Below are 19,614 nucleotides of genomic sequence, written 5' to 3'. Positions count from 1 at the left end.
TACTTCGCCCTTTTTGTTTTAGAAAGGAGCGGAATATGCCCGCCACTACGACATCAAGCACTCAAACAAGACTCGACAGCCTTATTACGGAAGAAAACCTGTTGCAGTTCCCCTATTTCAATCAGAAAGTCGCTTGGGATATCGGTAATGAGCTGCGTGCCAACGCCATCGAAAAGCACGCCAAGGTTGCCATCAATATTTCGGTTGGCGAGCAGTGCCTTTTCCACTGTGCACTTGACGGAGCAACATTAGACAATCAAGAATGGGTGAGAAGAAAATCAAACGTTACCAAGCGTTTTCAGCGCAGTTCTTGGTATATGAAGCATTACCTAGAAATGAAGGGAAAGAATATAGAACAAGCTTCTTTCATTGATGAGAAAGATTACAGCCCATTTGGCGGTTCTTTTCCTATTCGAGTTAAAAACACAGGTATGATAGGAACGATTACGGTTTCAGGTTTGCCTCAATACGAAGACCACCAGCTAATCGTAGATGTGCTCTCACAGTATTTGAAAAAGGAATAGTTATCGTGACGACGCTTTCATTTAAAGGTCTGTTATTCGACCTAGACGGTACATTAGTCGACTCAATCCCAGCAGTGACACGTGCATGGTCACGCTGGGGAGAATCTAAAGGTCTCGAGCCTAGCTACGTGATGTCGAGGATTCACGGAAGGCCTGCTATCGAATCAATCGCTGAGCTGCTTAATGCATCAGTCGATACACCAGAAGTTCAAGCCGAATTTGACTATCTAGAACGCTATGAAGCCACCCACACCGAAGGCACCACTGCACTACCTGGCGCCGTTGAGCTACTAAACAGCTTAAATGAGCTCGGTATCCCGTGGGCTATCGTTACCTCCGGCACATTGCCAGTAGCAACCGCTAGAATGAAAGCGGCAAACCTCCCTCAGCCCAAAATCCTTGTTACACCCGAGTTGCTCTCCCAAGGCAAACCACACCCCGAGCCTTATTTGAGAGGAGCGAAAGAACTGAACCTGAATCCTGAAGAATGCATATGCTTTGAAGATGCGGTCGCTGGCCTCAACTCAGGGATCGCAGCAGGTTGCCAGAGCATTGCGGTGCTCAGTCATAGCTCAAGAAGTGAATTGCCTGACGCGGATGGCTATATATTCAAGCCTTCTGATATTCAGATTGAAAAGACAGAACACGGATTTACCCTGACGTTGTAAGCCGAAAAGGAGGCATACGCCTAGCCTGTTCAGAAATTGTCTATTAGTGCTTCTATGTATAGGAAACCTATACCATTGAGCAACCTAGAGTCTGGCAACTCACCATATCGCACCGATGCCCTTTGCTCCTTTAGGGCATTAGTGTTAGCTTCAAACGGATTGAATAGCGCTGGTTCTGCTTCTGTACCTCTCGCCACCTAAGACGCTGTCCGCACAACATCAATAGTTCAACTGATCATCAACAAACATACCATTCCCTGTTCTCTTTACTACACTACTAAAAGCAACTCCAACTAGTGACACATTTGTTAATAGCACTGGAAGAGATCATTTGAACAATAATAATAGATCAGTTACCACTGATTCCCTCAGCAAACAAGGCCGTCCATTATCGTCCTTTGATTTACGCTATGTGAGTTTGTTTTTTCTATACATAGTATCTTCATTTCTTTTCTCAATGCTCAGCCCTCAAACTTTAGTTGCATCATTGTGGCCATCAGCTGGTATTGCACTTGCGGGTTGTTTTTTATGGCAGAGACACTTCTTACCTGCAATCTTAGCTGGCTCACTAATATTTAGTATTGGGATTCAATTATTCGATGGGAATGCAACTGGCCTCTCTTTAATAATAACGTCAATTGGAATCAGCTTCGCTTCTACGGTTCAAGCTTGGATAAATTACCGCGTTTTAAGACACCTCTCCTTAAATGTCATCAGCTTAGCCAGCTTTACCAAAGTTACTCTATTTATAGGAGTAGCATTTATATGCTCTCTAATCGGTAGTTTGCTAGTAAACCTGCTCATAGAGCCCGCTCATATATTACGCTTTAGCGACAGCTACTGGGCAAATGTAGTCATTCAATGCTTAGGTGACTTTTTAGGTATCATCATTATTACACCTATCGTTGTTATCTTATTTAAATCGCGCGACCGACTAGCCAACAGACTAAAGCACTCTAGGGCTCTGATATTTCCACTTTCTATTGTTTTTATTACACTTATTATCATTCAAAATTACAGTGATAAAACGCTCAAATCCGACAGCCTCAATGAGGTCCAAGTCCGTTCTCAATTGATTGAAAAAAACCTTAATCATCAAGTAGAAAACTATTTAAAGTCTTTATCAACTTTAGCTAGACATCTTTCCGGGAATGGCGACATTACACAAGAAGAGTTTAGAGAGATAACCTTGCCGCTTATCGACAAAACTCCTGGGATTCGAGGGTTTTCTTGGAATCCACTTGTAGAACAGCGTCATGTGAGCAAGTTTGAAATAGAGACCAATAACCAAAGCTCTTCGATGTTTAAAGTTCGGGGCACCCCATTGAATGAGTATGATCCTCTCGTTGTTGTAAAATGGATCGAGCCATTTCTTTCCAATGAAAAAGCATTTGGCTTCAATGTGTTCTCTAATGCAGCACGGCGAGAAGCAATGATTCTCGCGCAGAACAATAACTATCCAGTCGCTACAGAGATTATTCAACTTGTCCAACTTGAGACCAAAGAGCCTGGATTTTTAATATTTACTCCGATAAATGATGGACCTTCTCTTGATACCTCAGTTATTACGCGCTCTTTCAATCTATCTGGTTTTGCCGTTGGCGTTTTTGTCGTTGGGGATATTGTTAAAGCGAGTGTGAACAATAGCTCTGCACACTATATGGACGTAGAAATTCTCGACTCTAGTGCAGGAAATGAAGTTATTTACCGCTACTTCTCACCAGACAATTTAGCCCCATCTGAAGGCGCAGTAGAGTTTTCTTTTTCTCAACAAGTGACTACTCGAGAGTGGACCGTCGTTTTATCTGTATCACAACAAGTACTCCTTTCTTTAACCGCTCAAAAATCCGTAACATTTCTCATTTATGAGTCTGTGTTTGGTGCTTTAAGTGTACTGCTTATCATGACGGTGTTTAACAATCATAAGGTCTTATTAAGGCGTGTAAAAAGTCGAACTAAAGAATTGGAAGCTTCAAGAGATCAGCTTAAGCGTTACGCGTTTAACGATGCACTAACCAACTTACCTAACAGACGCATGTTTATCGAGCAAACTAACCATGCTTTAAGATTGGCCGAACGGAATCGTTCGATCGCAGCCGTTCTTTTTCTTGACCTCAATCGTTTTAAACACGTAAACGATAGCCTAGGGCATGACTTTGGCGACAAGTTACTCGTCGAAGTTTCTAAAAGGTTAAGTGGTTGCTTGAGAAGTAGCGACGTACTAGCTCGTTTTGGCGGTGACGAGTTCACAATTCTTATCGAAAACCTTACCAACATAGAACAAGCAATCGCTCTATCCAAAAAGATCATTAATGGGTTGAGAAAACCCATTCAAATTGGGAGAGAGTCCCTTACGATATCAACTAGTATAGGCATTGCCGCTTACCCTAAAGATGGTCAAAATGTCGACGATCTTCTTCGAGCAGCTGATACCGCCATGTATAAAGCGAAAGAGTCATCGGTTGGTTATTTTTGTTACGCGAACACTTTAAGAAAACAAGCACAACACAAACTATTTATTGAATCAGAACTGCCGAGAGCCTTGGAGAAAGGACAGTTTGAATTATACTACCAACCTATTATCGAGCTTCGCTCTGGGAAGCATCTTGGTTGCGAGTGCTTGCTAAGATGGAACCACCCTACCTATGGAGTAATTTCACCCGATTCATTTATACCTATTGCGGAGGTCTCTGGAGAGATCATTCCTATTGGCGCATGGGTCATCGAGCAAGCCTGCAAACAGATCAGAGTGTGGCAAGACCAGAATATTTACCATAAAAAAGTATCAGTAAACGTATCAGTAGTGCAGCTAGTTTCGGGTCAACTAATTGACGATGTGATGGATCCACTTCAACGCTACGGGATTTCACCTGAAGCCCTTGAACTTGAAATTACTGAGAGTGTATTAGTACAAAATATGGGCCAAGCCATCAGGTTCATCACAGAGTTGAAGAAGATTGGGGTAAATATAGCTATCGATGACTATGGAACCGGCTATTCCTCGTTAAGTTATTTAAAGCAACTTCCTGTTGATAGCTTAAAAATCGACAGTATTTTCATAGACCAACTTCACCCAGAAGACATGACGATAGTAAGTTCGACCTTACAAATGGCTAATGAGCTTGGTATTAATGTCATTGCGGAAGGGATACAAACCGCAGAACAAATGAAAATCTTGATAGATCACGATTGTCAGTGGGGTCAAGGTTTTCTATTTAGCAAACCACTCCCCCAATCATCCTACACAGCGTTCTGCCAAAACAGCAAACTTAGCCGTTCAGAACGCCCCAATTGACTCTAGGTCCATTTTAGACACTAAAATCACATAACCGAAGACTAGCGACCGATGAATGATTAAATAGAAAAACCGCGCATACACAGCGCGGCTTTATTTTATAGCAGTTTGTAAGTGAGCTAGCTAAGCTAATAAGCGAAACAAAAACCTAATTTGTAATCTTCACCACTCTTCGCCGTATATTCCTTGTCTTCATTACTCGCCGTTGGGCGACATTTATCATCGCCTTTCACCAAGCTTACCCAGTGACGAAGACCTGTGGTTTGATGGCCTTCAGACTGACCAAACTTAGTACACGTTTCTAATTGAATATCAGCAATTTGAACCAACTGCAGAAAGCCGTTGCCTTGACGGCGAGCAAACGTAACTTCTACATGAGTGCCACTTTCGTCGCGGAATAGAATCGAATCCGGAGAACACTTATCGCCAGTATAGGCAACAAACTGTTTGGCATGGCGCAGGCCGCTATGTTGACCATTTTTGAAATACGCTTGAACGTGGCGATAGTCAATTTCATAACTTACTACATCTTCGTGAGAACCATTCTCTAGCGGGAACAAGGTATCAAGAAGTTGCTTAGTCATTTGTTGTTTTTGAGTTGGCTTATCAGCGTTGACCATTTCCACGGCAAACACGGCTTCAGCGATAAAATTTTGTGGGTTATGTAGTTCTGTTTTATCGAATGTCTGCATATTCATAGTCTATTCCTTCAGAGGCAATTAATAACAGCTTAAGCAAATACCCTTAACACCTTGTTGGTTTGTCTCGTTATTGCTTGATTATTAGAATAGCGCTTTTTTGACAACAATTTCACAACGAAATTTTTACACTGTCAATTTTACAAAATCACTCTGTGTAAAAATCGATAAAGCACTCTTAGAAATCATATTTATTCTCTATTTTTCAAAACGTTAATAAAATCAGACATGCAAAAAAACACAAAACCCGCTAAAAGAGGGTTTTGTGAAATTCACTGTATGAACGAGTAAAAAAGGGGATTTTTACAAACCTCTTTGCCACTCTTGGCGAAGCGAAATTTGCTCTGGATGGTGAATTGCCAGCTCAACTTGTTGCAATAATGCCTCTTTATCTTTACCCAGTACTCCCTTGAGCACTAGATAGTTAGAAGCATGATCTGAGCGGAATATTGTCTTGTCTAACTGTAAGTGTTCAAGCAATAGTTTTATTTCTTTGAATAACTCGGGTTGAGTCAATTGGCGAAAGTCACCGTTATATTCTGCCGCGACGCGCTCTTCACCAAATGGAAAAGACACTACTAAGGTTGAGAGATAGTCTGGCTGAGCGGCATTCATTAGCTTGGCCGAATTCAGTGCATGCTGCTCACTCAAAATAGGGCCTCCTAGACCATTTAGGATCATGACAGAACTTTTCATGCCCGCCGCTTTTATCTTGTTTAGCGCGGCCAACGATGATTCAAACGTCTCACCTTTTTTCACTTTAGCTAGTACTTCGTCATCTCCGCTTTCACAACCGATATACATCAAACTCAACCCAAGCTCTCTAAGCTCTGCGACTTGCTCCGATGTCTTATTGGTTAAATTTCGTGGCAAACAGTAGCTTGAGATACGTTGAATGTTGGGAAGGTAGCGATGAATTAACTCACAGATCGCTTTAAGGCGATGAAATGGTAATGTCATCGCATCACCATCCGCAAGAAAAACTCGATGAACTCGTGCACCAGACGCGGCCACTTGCTGCAACTCTCGCTCTAATTCTTCTAGCTTCTTAGGACGAAACTTCTTCTGAGGCTGAGTATACATATCGCAGAAAGTGCATTGATTATGGCTACAACCATTGGTTACTTGTAATATCAGCGACTTCCACTCCGACGGTGGTCTAAAAACCGGTTCAATGTAATTGAGCATCCGATATCCTGTTAAGTAAGTGCGTTAGCGAAATCGTAACGCACTTTGACCTCTCGTCCAACGAACAAGGTGAGCTAGAACTACATAAATATGAACTGCCTATATAAACTATCCAGTTCCGCTCGTATTTGACGAATTTGCGCTTCATTTTGCGTAGACACCGCTTCAAGCAGTCCTTTCTCGCGCGCGGTGATTTGTTGACAAAGGCTAGCAAGACTGTCGCAAAACGCGACATTATGACAAGCCTGCTGCTGCGCCTCTTCAATTGCTGATGCCACTTTACGACGCGATGTAGCGGGCACAATGGCATTTGCTTGATTATAAACTTGTTGTCTTTTACGTCTTTGTAGCGATTCGTCTATCGCTTGCTTCATGGCGGGTGTGATTCTATCGGCATACAAAATCGCCTTACCATTGGCATTTCGTGCTGCTCGACCAATGATCTGAATCAGCGCTTCTACCGAACGTAGAAATCCTGCGTGGTCCGCGTCGAGAATGGCAACCAAGGAAGCTTCTGGAATATCCAGCCCCTCTCTGAGTAGGTTGATACCAATCAAGACATCGAACTCCCCAGCCCTTAATCCATTGATAATATCGACTCTTTCTGAGGTTTTAATATCGGAATGTAAGTAACGAACGCGTATTCCCTGCTCCGCCATATAGTCGTTTAACGATTCCGCACTTACCTTAGTTAAAGTAGTCACAAGCACTCGTTCATTATTACTCGTACGCTGACGTATCTCCTTTAACAGGTCTTCCATATTGTTCGCTGATGGGCGCACCTCAACCTCAGGGTCAAGCAAACCTGTTGGTCGAATAATTTGTTCAACCACCACTCCACCTGAACGCTGAACTTCGTATTTTCCTGGCGTCGCAGAAACAAAAATGGTCTGCGGTTTTGCTTTTTCAAATTCACTGAACGTCAGTGGACGATTATTTAAAGCTGAAGGAAGACGAAACCCGTAATCAATAAGGGTATCTTTACGACTTCGGTCTGATTTCGACATTGCTGAAATCTGAGGAACCATCACGTGAGACTCGTCGATAAACACCAGCCCATCCTTAGGTAGATAATCCATTAATGTCGTCGGCGGTAGCTCAGGATCTCGTTCATTAAGATAACAGGCATAGTTTTCGATACCGGAGCAATAACCGTATTGCTGCATCATTTCAATATCATGCATACACCGTTCGTAAAGCCTTGCCGCCTCGGTTAATCGGTTTGCTTCGTTGAGCTCTCTAACTCTTTGTTCCATTTCAATACGGATCAATTCACTGGCTTTACGGACTTTTTGTGGTGACGACGCATAGAGTGTTTTAGGTGAAATCTTGTACTCTGTGCAAGATTTTAAGAGTGTACCCGCGATAGGGTCGACCCAATCAAGATGCTGAATAACTCCGTTATTTAAAGTAATGCGAATAGCATCTTGGGCAGAATCAGCTGGAAACACATCTATTTCGTCGCCACGAATGCGAAAACCAGCGCGCTCTAATTTGGGCTCGGTAAGGGTATATTGTAAGCGTGCTAATCGTTCAGTTAAATCAGCTTTATCTAATGCCTCACCTACTGCGAGCGATATTTGTAAGTCTCGATAAGTTTGTGGATCGCCTAACCCGTAGACAGAAGAAACGGAAGCCACCACGATAACGTCTCTTCTCTCAATCAGTGACTTGGTTGCCGAGAGCCTTAGTCGCTCTAGCTGTTCGTTAATCGCGGAGTCTTTGCGGATAAAACGGTCGCTACCGGGAATGTAGACTTCTGGCTGAAAGTAATCGTAATAGGAAACAAAATACTCAACGGCATTCTCGGGAAAGAAGTAACACATCTCGCTATATAACTGGGAAGCTAATGTTTTGTTATGAGCAAGAATCAACGTGGGTCGTTTCAAGCGATGGATAATATTCGCCATCGTGAATGTTTTACCCGACCCTGTTACGCCTTGTAATGTTTGATGGCTTTTACCACCTTCGATGCCTGAGATTAAACGAGCGATGGCTTCAGGCTGATCTCCTGAAGGTGGGTATGCGGAATGAAGAATAAATTTGTTTTTAGACATATACTCGCCCTCTGAAGAACAGTACTAAAGTATATGCCTATAATCGTCAAAGTGACTAAGCGAAGCTTTCTTGAATCATATAGCTTCTGCAGAATCGATCTCACTTGTGTCCCCTGTCGACTCACTTAACAACCCTGCATAGATGCCATTAATAGACACCAATTGTCGATGGTTGCCCTGTTCGACTATTCGACCCTTTTCTAATACTAAAATTTGATCCGAGTGTTTGATGGTACTTAAACGGTGAGCAATAGCGATAACCGTTTTTTCCTCAAATAAACGCTGCATGGCTTTCTGAATAAGATCTTCAGTAATCGAATCTACAGAGCTTGTCGCTTCATCAAGCATCATAATCTGCCCACCTTGAGCAACTGCTCGAGCAAACGAGATAAGCTGCGTCTGCCCCACCGATAAGTTCGAACCATTCTTATCTAAAACCGAGTCATAACTTCGAGGTAACTCTTCTATAAATCGATCAGCATAGACATAGCGTGCGGCTTGCTCAACTTGTTCACGCAAAATCCCTGGTTTGCCAAGGGCGATATTGAACTCGATACTTTCTTCAAATAAATGAACATCTTGCATCATCATCGAAAATAGGTGTGCCGAGTCATCCACTGAAATCTTCGATAGCTCAATGCCATTTAACAGAATACTGCCCTCATAATCTTGATAGGTTTTTGAAATCAATCTCATGATGGTTGATTTTCCAGAGCCAGTAGAGCCTACCAAGGCAATTTGATGGCCTTTTTTAAGTACGAAAGAGACATCTTTCAGTACATACGGAGCATCTTGCTTATATCGAAAACTAACATTAATGAACTCTAAGCTCACAAACTCTTGCAATGGTTGTTGGACCTGATGACTCGGTAACAAGGTTCGACCTTGTTCCTCGGTCGGCTCAACAAACAGCTCTTCGATATGATCAAACGCCGCAAACGAGCTTTGAATAGAGGCAATTTGAGAGGTGAAATCACGAATCGGCACAAACACTTTTTCTAGCGTATTAATAAAGGCAATCAGTACACCTAAAGTCAGCGTTCCGGCTAGCACTTGTTCAGAGCCATACCAAATCATGAGGCCAATGGTTACCGACGTCACACCAGAAATGAAAGAGAATAAGATGGCGTCATACTTATTGATTTTCTTTTGAGCAACCAAAAACTCATCAATATGCCCATTGTATTTCGCTTCTACTTTCTCTTCAGCGCGGTACATTTGAACGGTACTCATACCGAACAACAATTCTTGTAGATAACCGATACCTCTTGCCAAGGATGCGCGCGTTATCTTATGTAAAGCTCTTAGACGATTACGTACATACACCGTTAAATACATAACAGGAGGCATGACTACTAATACGATCAAAGTCAGCTTCCAATCGATAAATAGCATCATTACCAACAAGGCAATGGTGTTTATTGAATCCTTTACCAACCCGACAACCGATTGCACAAACGTTTCACCAATAGTCTCTAAATCACTCGTCAAACGTGACAACGTGACGCCTACTGGCGTATTGTCGAAATAGCTGCGCGGAAGTCTGAGTACGCGTTCAAACAACACTGCGCGCATATCAGTAATCGTTAGCTGACCAGTTTTTCTTAAATTGTAAGCATAAGTGGTGTCCACCACGTACCCAGCAATAAGGACTAGAACCAAATACACCACGTACTGCATTAACCCAGCGAAGTCATTTTGTCCCAACTGAACGTCAATAACTTGGATAATTAACCAGGGGAATAACAAGCTGGTTGCGACCGACAGAGGAAGCATAGCAATACCAATCAGAGCGGTTTTCTTGTATTTCTTAGCGAACTTGAAGAAGTGCTTGAGATACTTTACGTCGACACCTTTTAACATGCGCTCGCCTCCGCTTCATTTTGCTGAAGCTGCCACGTTTCCAAATAGTACGGGCATGTTTTCAGTAACGTTTTATGGTCACCTTTCGCAATTATCTTGCCTTCATTAAGTACGATGATCTCATCCATATATTCTAAAGCGTTAACACGGTGCGATACCACGAGCACCGATTGGTGTTTGAGTCGCTCAAATAACCCATTCAATATTTTACGTTCGGTTTCGTAATCAACCGCAGAGAGTACGTTATCCATAATGACAAGGTCTGCAGGCTCTAAGAGTGCTCGTGCAATGCTCAACCTCTGCTTTTGCCCACCAGAGAGCATAATGCCTTTTTCACCTACCAGAGTTTGATCACCATCCTCAAACCTAGCCACATCGTTTACGAGCTGGCTCAGCGAGAGCACTTCGTCCACTTGCTCCTTCGTGGCATCATTGTTGGCATTACCGAATCGAATATTCTCTTCTACCGTGGCCGAGAACAGATAAGGATCTTGGGTGACGGTTTTAACATAGCGACGCAAGTCACTGCGGGCAAAATCCGTAATGTCTTTACCACCTAAGAAAATCGCATTAGTGGGAACATCTAAATGATGATTCAGGCAGTTCACCAAGGTTGTTTTGCCTGAGCCGATTCCACCAAGTACCCCTACTTTTTTCCCCGCTGGAATGTCAAAGCTGATATTGTCCAAAATCAGCCGTTCATCATTTGGATAATGAAAACTCAAATTTCTTACCGATAACGACTCCCCTTTCAACTGTTCAACATCCTCATCAGCGAGACGAGTTTGATCAGTTTCAGGGATTTTAGCATTGAGGATAGTTTGAGCACTTTGAATACCAACAATACCTCGCTGGTAGATAGTCGCGATTCGACCAAGCTGCATCAGTGGCATAGCCAGTAACACAGAATAAGTAAGAAATGCGGTGATTTCGCCAAGAGTTAGCTCTTGATTCATCAGCATGTAACCACCTAGACCGAGAATTAATATCTTCATTAAGTCATTGGCGTAATCAAGTACCGGTAAAAAGAACACCTGGATTCGAGTAATCTGCATTCGGCAACGCAGCAGTTGCTGATTGAGCTTCTCTATTTCTGTAGTTACCCAAGGTGACATGCGTTGATTTTTAATCAAGTCGATGCCTGACAAGTAGCTCATAAGCTGAGCAGACAAGCTTTGTAGGCGATTCATATGCTCAGTGTGCAACACTTTCATTCGCTTAAATCCAATGCGGAAAATCACAAAAGCAATGGAGATTGGAATGACTGAATACATGGTCAGTTCTGGAGAGATACGCCACATCCAAATTGGTGTCAGAGAAAGAGCAAACATAGTGTTAAAGAACTGGAGAAAGCCAATCCCAAACATCAGTCGAACCCCCATCACATCGTTGTTCATGATAGAAATGAGTCGACCTGATGCAAACTTCTCGTGGTAGCTATTTGGTAGCCGATTGAGCTGTTTTAACAGTCTATTTTTAAGTGCAGCTTCTGCAATCCTTCCGGGGTTAAGCGCATACACTCGAGACAGAATACGCACCACAACCATAGCTACAGACATGCCCACTACGATGGCGACATAAGTTTGCAATTGTTGATGACCGTCATTCGACGCATCATCAATCAGATCTATCGCCAGTTGGATATAGCGTGGAATTTCTACTTGCAGCCAGTTAACGAGAAAAATAAAAATGATCGCGAAAATATAGGATTTGCGATTCATATACAAATAGTGCGAAATCAACTGCCTAGTGTTCATAAAGCTCTTTATTTGGAAAGATTTAGGGGCGTACTAGTCGATGCTGATATGACCAGATTGTGTCAGTAGCATAGGATTAGCTTTAGAATATGGTTGATAATATCAACTTTAATTAGTCTTGTGAATGGATTCATTAAAATTATCCCGAACTAAACTCACTAATATTTGTTCTACTCCTTCTAAGTTGTAGCAGTGTGTTTATGCGTCGTCCTGCCTAAAATCAAACAAGACATGATCTTAGTCATAAGAAACTCACTTTTTATCCAGTATCATCGAGACGCACTGGACTTACTTTTTTCAAGTAAAAACTATATAAGTGACCTATCCGATGACACAAAATATAAACTCTATTACCTTCGATATGGTCGACACAGCAATTACAAGAGTAGAACACGCTAACCATATCAATTTGGAAGCACTCAAAAACACACTGAGTGTCAACCCTGATCAGGCAGTAGAGATGTTCAACTCTTTGGTTTGCATAGACTCTATCGATGACAAATTTAAGCAAATCATGAATAGCTACCCACAGCTACTAGATAACGCTCAGCACCTTTTAGAAACCTCTATTTTGCTGAGTTAGTCAATTTGTCGTTCGAAATCATAAAAAAGCTCTCTTTTTAGAGAGCTTTTTTATGGCCGTTATTTAATTAACCGAACAAGTAGTGAACCCGGTGCTCGTACAGACTCTACATTGTGACTGATCAGCACGCCGTCTGAAGGTGACAAGTACTCTTCGATAACATCACCAAAACTGTTGTACTGTGTCGCTATTTTTTGACCCTCTGATATCTTATCTAGCAACTCAACATGGCTGATCACAAACCCACCTTGATTCGCTCGAATACTGACAATTTGCTCGCCCTCTGTACAAGGTAGAGTTTGCGGCACCACTTCACCATCAATTAACTGATACGAGCGCAGAATATTCAGCACCCCATCTACCGCACGTTGCACCATGTCTAGGTCAGAATAGCGCCCGACGCCAACTTCAATCGTAATTGAGGGAATGTCTGCTCGGTTATACACAGTTTCGAGAATGCCAGGGTCTCCTGGGTCGTTTAAAATCACATCGGGGTTCAGCAGACGCGCCATTCGAATGGCGTCATCAAGTCGATAATCGGCAAACACATACAGTGGATATGCCGCGCCCGAAGTTTGGGAATGCAGATCAATGGCCAGATCGGCGTTGGGCTGAAGAAGGTTGGTCCAAAGGCTGTGCGCAAAACGATTCGCATCATCGCCATCTGGGCTGCCGGGAAAAACGCGATTCAAGTTCGAGGTGGAACTATCCGGAGCAGCGGAGTGGTAATCACGACTATGGCGTGCGATCCCAGACAGGTTAACTGTCGGCACAATGGTGACCGTACCGGCATTCGTTTTACCAATCAGCTCTCTAGCCAATTGCTGAGCCGTTAGGATCCCATTTTGCTCATCACCATGGATACCAGCGGTAATCATAATCCGTTTTCCAGGGCGAGAGCCCTTGAACACACGAACGGGCAACGTCTGGGGATGGCCTATGGCGTCGGTGGCGACCGCAAACCAAAATTTATGCTCACCCGGCTCTAAACCTTCCACATCCAGAGCTTGTATCGTTGGATACATAGGCACAATACATTGGTTGAGTGGTTTAGACATAGTAACTCCGGCGCTGGCACAAAGCGTCATCATAACATTGATATAACACCAGTACAGTGCTGAATCACCGAGTTACATCCCCCCTCACTATTGGAACAATGGTGGCAGAACTGGTTGATAAGACTGAGTTTAAGTTACGGAAGGAGGCGATAAAAACGTTGCATAAAGGCGGCAGAGTCACTGCCGCCGTTTTATTATGCTAACAGGCAAGATACCGAGTGCGCTTCGTCACCAGTTAGTATCGGCTTTTCCTTGGCGCAGGTTTCATTGGCTAGTGGGCAGCGAGTACGGAACACACAACCTGAAGGTGGATTGATTGGAGAAGGCAAATCCCCTTCCAACATCTCGATGGTTTTCGAGCGCTCAATGTGAGGATCTGGTATTGGTACCGCTGACATCAAAGCTCGAGTATAAGGGTGTTTTGGCTCAGCAAACAACGCCTCTGACTCTCCCAACTCTACCGCGTTTCCTAAATACATCACCAACACTCGGTCTGATATGTGTTTGACTACCGACAGATCGTGAGCAATAAATACCAAACTCAGTCCTAGTTCCTTTTGTAGTGCTTTCAATAAATTCACTACCTGTGCTTGAATCGATACATCCAATGCTGATACTGGCTCATCGCAGATGATCATCTTGGGACGCAGAATCAGTGCTCGGGCAATACCGATACGCTGACACTGGCCACCAGAAAACTCATGGGGGTAGCGGTTAATCACATTAGGTAATAAACCGACTTTCGCCATCATTTCTTTAACGCGTTGCTTCACTTCTTGTTTGCCAAGCTCTGGATAAAATGTCTCTAGCGGTTCAGCAATGATATCTCCTACTGTCATGCGAGGATTGAGAGATGCCAGCGGATCTTGGAAAATCATCTGGATTTCCTTGCGCGTCTCCCTACGCTGCACAGAGTGCATTTTAGCAAGGTCATTCCCAAGCCAGACCACCTCACCATCGGTAGCTTCAACTAAACCAATTATCGCTCGTGCGAATGTGGATTTACCGCAACCTGACTCACCCACTACTCCGAGCGTTTCTCCTTCATAAAGACGGACATTGACTCCATCGACCGCTTTCAACTGAGAAGCCTTACTCCAAGGCCATGCGGATTTCGAAGCAATGCTGAAGTGTACTTTGAGCTGTTTTACATCTAACAGCAGGTTTTTGTTATCTTTCATAGCATTCATTTGGTCCAAGTCTCCCAATCAGAGAAGCAGGCTCGCTGGCGATTATCGGCAAAGTTCTCTAACGCCGGCGCCGTAACGCTGCACTGTGGAATAGCACGATGGCAACGTTCTTGATAAGGACAGCCAGGTGGTAAGCGAAGCAAGTTAGGTGGATTGCCGGGAATAGTAGGGAGTATCTCCCCTTCCGTGTCCAATCGAGGAATAGCCTTGAGCAGACCCTCTGCATAAGGGTGACTTGGGTTATAGAAAATATCATCCACAGTTCCATACTCCATGGTACGGCCTGCATACATAACCAATACCTTGTCGCAGGAACCAGCGACTACACCCAAATCATGGGTAATCATAATGATCGCCGTATTGAACTCAGTTTTTAGCTCATTCAATAGGCCCATGATCTGCGCCTGAACTGTTACGTCCAACGCAGTGGTAGGCTCATCGGCGATCAACAGCTTAGGGCGACACAAAAGAGCCATGGCGATCATCACACGTTGGCGCATACCTCCTGAAAATTCATGAGGGTACATCGAGATACGCTTACGGGCTTCAGGAATCTTCACCGCCTCTAGCATGCGCACAGATTCTTCAAGCGCCTCCGCTTTACCCATCCCTTTGTGCAGCATCAGGACTTCCATCAATTGGTCACTGACCTTCATGTATGGATTGAGAGAAGTCATTGGGTCTTGGAAGATCATTGCAATCTGTTCTGCACGAACTTTATTCAGTTCTTTTTCAGACAGATTAAGAATTTCACGACCTTCAAATTTAGCACTACCAGAGACAATGCCATTTTTCGCCAGTAAACCCATAATCGAGAAAACGGTTTGTGACTTACCGGAACCAGACTCGCCGACGATCCCCAACGTTTCGCCTTGGTTTAACGCGAAGTTGAGGTCATTCACTGCCGTCACTAAGCCATCCTGCGTCTTAAACTCAACTCGCAGATCTTTTACATCTAATAAACTCATTATTTTTCCTTAGTCACGACTATCTGTCTTTTGGATCCAGCGCGTCACGAAGACCATCGCCAACGTAGTTAAAGCAAAATAGTGTGACCACCATGAAAATAGCAGGGAAAGCCAGTTGCCAAATAGCCACTTCCATTGTCTGGGATCCTTCCTGCAGTAGCGCGCCCCAACTTGTCATTGGCTCTTGCACGCCTAATCCAAGGAACGATAGGAACGACTCGGTTAAAATCATGCTCGGAATAAGTAGTGTCGAATAAACCGCAACAATACCCAATACATTCGGCACAATATGGCGTGTAATGATTCGCCAGTTGCTCACACCACTGACATGAGCCGCCTCGATAAACTCTTTACTACGAAGACTTAACGTTTGACCACGTACTATTCGGGCCATGTCCAACCAGGCAATTGCGCCGATAGCGACAAAAATCAGCACGATGTTGCGACCAAAGAAGGTTACTAACACGATCACCAGAAACATAAATGGCACTGCATAGAGAATTTCAAGCACACGCATCATCACGCGGTCCACTCTGCCTCCGATAAATCCAGAGGTCGCCCCATACAAAGTCCCAATAAGCACAGCAACCAGAGCACCGAGCACACCAACCATCAATGAAATACGTCCACCGATTAGGGTCCGCACATAGAGATCTCGTCCTAAGCTATCCGTCCCAAACCAGTGCTCTGCACTTGGTGCAGCGTGCATGGCATACCAATCCGTATCATCAAAGGTGTAACTTGCGATCATAGGAAGGAAAATCACTGCCATGGTCATTACAAACAGAATCAACAAACTCACCATCGCAGCTTTGTTTCGCATAAAACGAATTCGCGCGTCTTGCCACAAGCTTCGACCTTCAATTTCTAAACTTTCTGAAAACTTCTCGACAGCTTCCAAGTTTTCTTTTTTCGTTAACATCACTCACTTCCTCAGTAACGAATTTTCGGGTCGATCATCGCAAGCAAAATATCCACGATAGCGTTGAATAGAATGAAGAGGAAACCAATCAGAATGGTCACTCCCATCACTAACGAATAGTCTCGGTTAAAAGCCGCGTTAACAAACAGCTTGCCGATACCCGGTAAGCCAAAAATAGTTTCGATAACAACGGAGCCAGTAATAATGCCGACAAAAGCAGGCCCCATATACGACACTACAGGCAGTAAAGCAGGCTTTAACGCATGCTTAAGAACGATATAGGAATAACTCAGCCCTTTGGCTCGCGCTGTACGAATGAAATTACTGTTGAGCGTTTCTATCATGCTGCCTCTAGTGATACGAGCGAAGGTCGCCACATACAAAAGCGACATCCCGATAACGGGTAGTACAATGTACTGCAGACCACCGTCGTGCCACCCCCCTGCTGGAAACAGGTGCCAGTGCAGTGAGAACAAGTAAATCAGTGCCGGAGCTAACACGAAGGATGGCATCACGACACCTAACATCGCGGTCGACATAATGGTGTAATCGACCCAGGTATTTTGCTTTAAGGCGGCAATCGTACCGACTGTCACTCCCATAATGAGGGTAAAGATAAACGCGACTAACCCCACTTTTGCCGATACCGGCAGTGCCACAGCGATCAGTTCGTTAACCGTGTAATCTTGATACTTGAATGAGGGACCAAAATCTCCATGGAGAACATTAGATAGGTAGGTCGTGTACTGCTCAAATACTGGCTTGTCTAGGCCATATTTAGCTTCAATATTTGCCATGACTTCAGGGGGAAGTGGGCGTTCACTTGAAAAAGGGTTACCCGGTGCAAAACGCATCAGAAAAAAAGATACGGTGATCAACACCAATAACGTTGGTATTGCTTCCAATATCCGCTTCATGATGAACTTAATCATAAACGTGTCCAGTTTGAAATTATGAATAACAGAAGGACACTGCATGTACGATCACATACAGAGTCCTTGCTGACTTTTTAACAATGATTACTTAGCTTTGATGTAAAGGTCTTTTGCGTAGATCTTGTCTTCCGCGTTCCCTTCGGGATAACCGCCAAGTTGAGGTGAAACGAGACGTGTCGTCACGTATTGATAGATTGGAGCTAAAGGCATGTCTTTCGACAGCTGTGCCTCTGCGTCATAGTAGAGCTGAGTGCGCTCAGACTCGGATTTTGAGTTGAGGGCTTTGTCGATAATGGCATCATAAGCTGGACTCTTATAATGAACACCACCATTGACGTTATCGCTCATCATCAAAGTTAAGAAGGTCGATGCTTCGTTGTAGTCTCCACACCACGCAGCACGCGTGACGTCAAAATTGCCTTGGTCCCTACTCGCTAGGTAAGACTTCCATTCTTGGTTCTCCAGGTGAACATTAACCCCGAGTTTTTTCTTCCACATCGACGAAATAGCTACCGCAATTTTCTTGTGATTTCCCGACGTGTTATACAGCAGGCTAAAATCTAGCGGGTGGTCTTTATCGTAACCAGCCTCTGCCAGCAACGCCCGCGCTTTCTCATCTCTTTGTTTTTGCGTTAGCTTGCCGTATTCCGGCAATTGTGGCGAAAATCCCGCGGTGATTTCTGGCGTTAGGAAGTAAGCGGGTTTCTGTCCCTGCCCTAAAATGGCTTTAGTGATAATGTCACGGTCAATAGCATAAGACAGTGCTTTGCGGACTCTTACATCATTAAACGGTGCTTTCATTGCGTTGAACTGATAGTAATAGCTGCATAAGTTACCCTTGATAGCGACATCCTGCGGATACTCTTTTTGAAGGCGATGGAAATGCTCGTTTGGCACTTCGTTGGTCATCTGAATTTCACCCGACAGGAAACGGTTCATTTCAGCGACTTGATCCTCAATAGGCAAGAAAGTGACTTTGTTGATCACTGTGTGTTCATTATCCCAGTAATTAGGATTTCGCTTCAGCTCTAATCGCTCATTCACCACCCACTTTTCCGGAAGGTATGCGCCATTACCAACAAAGTGCTCCGGTTTGGTCCACTTCTCGCCCCATTTTTCAATTGTCGCTTTATGTACAGGCATCATAGTGGTGTGAGCCAACATCTTAACGAAATAAGGTACTTCGGTATCCAATGTGACTTTCAGTGTGTAGTCGTCAACGGCCTCAACACCTAATTCAGATATATCTTTCTTACCTTCAATAATATCTTGCGCGTTTTTCATCTTGGTTGAGGAAAGATACCAAGCGTAAGGTGACGCAGTTTTCGGATCCACTGCTCGGCGGAAACTGTAGACGAAATCTCCCGCGGTCACAGGGTCGCCATTGGACCATTTAGCATTGTGACGGAGGTGGAAAGTGAAGGTCTTATTGTCAGGAGTTTCCCAAGATTCGGCCACACCTGGAATGGTTTCACCATTGGCATCCTGTGTCACCAGACCTTCCAACAAATCACGAATGACGTTTGACTCGGGAACACCTTCTGACTTTTGAGGATCAATGGTTGCCACTTCGGTACCGTTACCTCGTACAAATTCTTGTTTTTTTGCTAGTTTAGTTCCGGCTGGAACGTTAGCTGCATAGGATGACTGAACAATAGTAGAGCTAAGTATGCCCGTACTAATTAGTAGTGCTATTTTCGTTTTATTAATAGTTAACATGTTGTGCCTGCATCTTTTTATTGTGATTAAACTGGAGAATTAACTCCGTTTGATTCAAAAGTATTTTTTACGCAAAGATGTAACACAAAAAGATAATTCTTATTCACATTAAAGAAATTTGATAGATAGGTAACGTTTTTATCACATTATATTAATGTCAAGCAGCACCTATAAATCATTCTATTATCC

Annotated in this window: 15 protein-coding genes and 1 pseudogene; 5 read left to right on the top strand and 11 right to left on the bottom strand. The window is 43.7% G+C overall.

Annotated features, from left to right (window positions below):
- Window positions 1-35: 35 nt before the first annotated feature.
- From HW45_RS27165 to HW45_RS28520, 4 genes and pseudogenes are all read left to right on the top strand, one after another.
- Window positions 36-524, top strand: a complete 489-nt coding sequence (locus HW45_RS27165; protein ID WP_038231168.1) for a heme-degrading domain-containing protein — start codon at window positions 36-38, stop codon at window positions 522-524.
- A 5-nt stretch (window positions 525-529) separates the two neighbouring features.
- Window positions 530-1,192 carry an HAD-IA family hydrolase gene (locus HW45_RS27160; RefSeq protein WP_038231166.1) on the top strand — a complete coding sequence of 221 codons (663 nt, stop codon included), beginning with the start codon at window positions 530-532 and terminating at the stop codon, window positions 1,190-1,192.
- Window positions 1,193-1,604: 412 nt separating this feature from the next.
- A pseudogene (locus HW45_RS30420) lies at window positions 1,605-2,183 on the top strand (MASE1 domain-containing protein); the annotation flags it as partial.
- Between the two features lie 81 nt (window positions 2,184-2,264).
- Window positions 2,265-4,487 carry a bifunctional diguanylate cyclase/phosphodiesterase gene (locus tag HW45_RS28520; protein ID WP_235225552.1) on the top strand — a complete coding sequence of 741 codons (2,223 nt, stop codon included), beginning with the start codon at window positions 2,265-2,267 and terminating at the stop codon, window positions 4,485-4,487.
- Window positions 4,488-4,615: 128 nt separating this feature from the next.
- Here the strand turns inward: HW45_RS28520 and HW45_RS27150 are convergent, their stop codons facing one another.
- The 5 genes from HW45_RS27150 to HW45_RS27130 all read right to left on the bottom strand — a co-directional run bounded on the left by HW45_RS27150 (window position 4,616) and on the right by HW45_RS27130 (window position 12,050).
- Window positions 4,616-5,185 (bottom strand): malate synthase, encoded by a 570-nt coding sequence (locus HW45_RS27150; protein ID WP_038231164.1) that lies wholly within the window; start codon window positions 5,183-5,185, stop codon window positions 4,616-4,618.
- Window positions 5,186-5,488: 303 nt separating this feature from the next.
- The gene (locus tag HW45_RS27145) at window positions 5,489-6,373 is read right to left on the bottom strand and encodes a radical SAM protein (RefSeq protein WP_038231162.1); all 885 of its coding nucleotides are present in this window, start codon (window positions 6,371-6,373) and stop codon (window positions 5,489-5,491) included.
- An 80-nt stretch (window positions 6,374-6,453) separates the two neighbouring features.
- Window positions 6,454-8,430: an excinuclease ABC subunit UvrB gene (gene uvrB, locus HW45_RS27140; protein WP_038231161.1), complete on the bottom strand. Its 1,977-nt coding sequence runs from the start codon at window positions 8,428-8,430 to the stop codon at window positions 6,454-6,456.
- 75 nt (window positions 8,431-8,505) lie between these two features.
- The gene (locus tag HW45_RS27135; protein WP_038231158.1) at window positions 8,506-10,293 is read right to left on the bottom strand and encodes an ABC transporter ATP-binding protein; all 1,788 of its coding nucleotides are present in this window, start codon (window positions 10,291-10,293) and stop codon (window positions 8,506-8,508) included.
- Window positions 10,287-12,050, bottom strand: coding sequence for an ABC transporter ATP-binding protein (locus HW45_RS27130; protein WP_038231157.1), 1,764 nt, complete (start codon window positions 12,048-12,050; stop codon window positions 10,287-10,289). Before HW45_RS27130 ends, HW45_RS27135 begins: the two co-directional genes overlap by 7 nt.
- Before the next feature lie 328 nt (window positions 12,051-12,378).
- On the opposite strand from HW45_RS27130, the gene HW45_RS27125 reads away from it, so the two are divergent.
- Window positions 12,379-12,633 carry a hypothetical protein gene (locus HW45_RS27125; protein ID WP_006071801.1) on the top strand — a complete coding sequence of 85 codons (255 nt, stop codon included), beginning with the start codon at window positions 12,379-12,381 and terminating at the stop codon, window positions 12,631-12,633.
- A gap of 59 nt (window positions 12,634-12,692) precedes the next feature.
- On the opposite strand, the gene HW45_RS27120 is transcribed toward HW45_RS27125, so the two are convergent.
- From HW45_RS27120 to HW45_RS27095, 6 genes are all read right to left on the bottom strand, one after another.
- Window positions 12,693-13,691, bottom strand: a complete 999-nt coding sequence (locus HW45_RS27120) for a succinylglutamate desuccinylase/aspartoacylase family protein (protein WP_038231156.1) — start codon at window positions 13,689-13,691, stop codon at window positions 12,693-12,695.
- A 194-nt stretch (window positions 13,692-13,885) separates the two neighbouring features.
- On the bottom strand, window positions 13,886-14,872 hold the full coding sequence (gene oppF / locus HW45_RS27115) for a murein tripeptide/oligopeptide ABC transporter ATP binding protein OppF (RefSeq protein ID WP_038231230.1): 987 nt from the start codon (window positions 14,870-14,872) through the stop codon (window positions 13,886-13,888).
- Window positions 14,873-14,877: 5 nt separating this feature from the next.
- Window positions 14,878-15,849: an ABC transporter ATP-binding protein gene (locus HW45_RS27110; RefSeq protein ID WP_038231153.1), complete on the bottom strand. Its 972-nt coding sequence runs from the start codon at window positions 15,847-15,849 to the stop codon at window positions 14,878-14,880.
- 19 nt (window positions 15,850-15,868) lie between these two features.
- Window positions 15,869-16,771, bottom strand: a complete 903-nt coding sequence (oppC, locus tag HW45_RS27105) for an oligopeptide ABC transporter permease OppC (protein WP_038231151.1) — start codon at window positions 16,769-16,771, stop codon at window positions 15,869-15,871.
- Between the two features lie 11 nt (window positions 16,772-16,782).
- Window positions 16,783-17,703 carry an oligopeptide ABC transporter permease OppB gene (gene oppB, locus HW45_RS27100; protein ID WP_038231229.1) on the bottom strand — a complete coding sequence of 307 codons (921 nt, stop codon included), beginning with the start codon at window positions 17,701-17,703 and terminating at the stop codon, window positions 16,783-16,785.
- A gap of 87 nt (window positions 17,704-17,790) precedes the next feature.
- A complete protein-coding gene (locus HW45_RS27095; RefSeq protein WP_038231149.1) occupies window positions 17,791-19,425 on the bottom strand; it encodes an ABC transporter substrate-binding protein in 1,635 nt (544 codons plus the stop codon).
- Between the last annotated feature and the right edge of the window lie 189 nt (window positions 19,426-19,614).

The sequence above is a fragment of the Vibrio sp. ER1A genome, from assembly GCF_000733315.1.
Taxonomy (GTDB): domain Bacteria; phylum Pseudomonadota; class Gammaproteobacteria; order Enterobacterales; family Vibrionaceae; genus Vibrio; species Vibrio mediterranei.
This window is presented reverse-complemented; position numbering and strand designations above follow the sequence as displayed.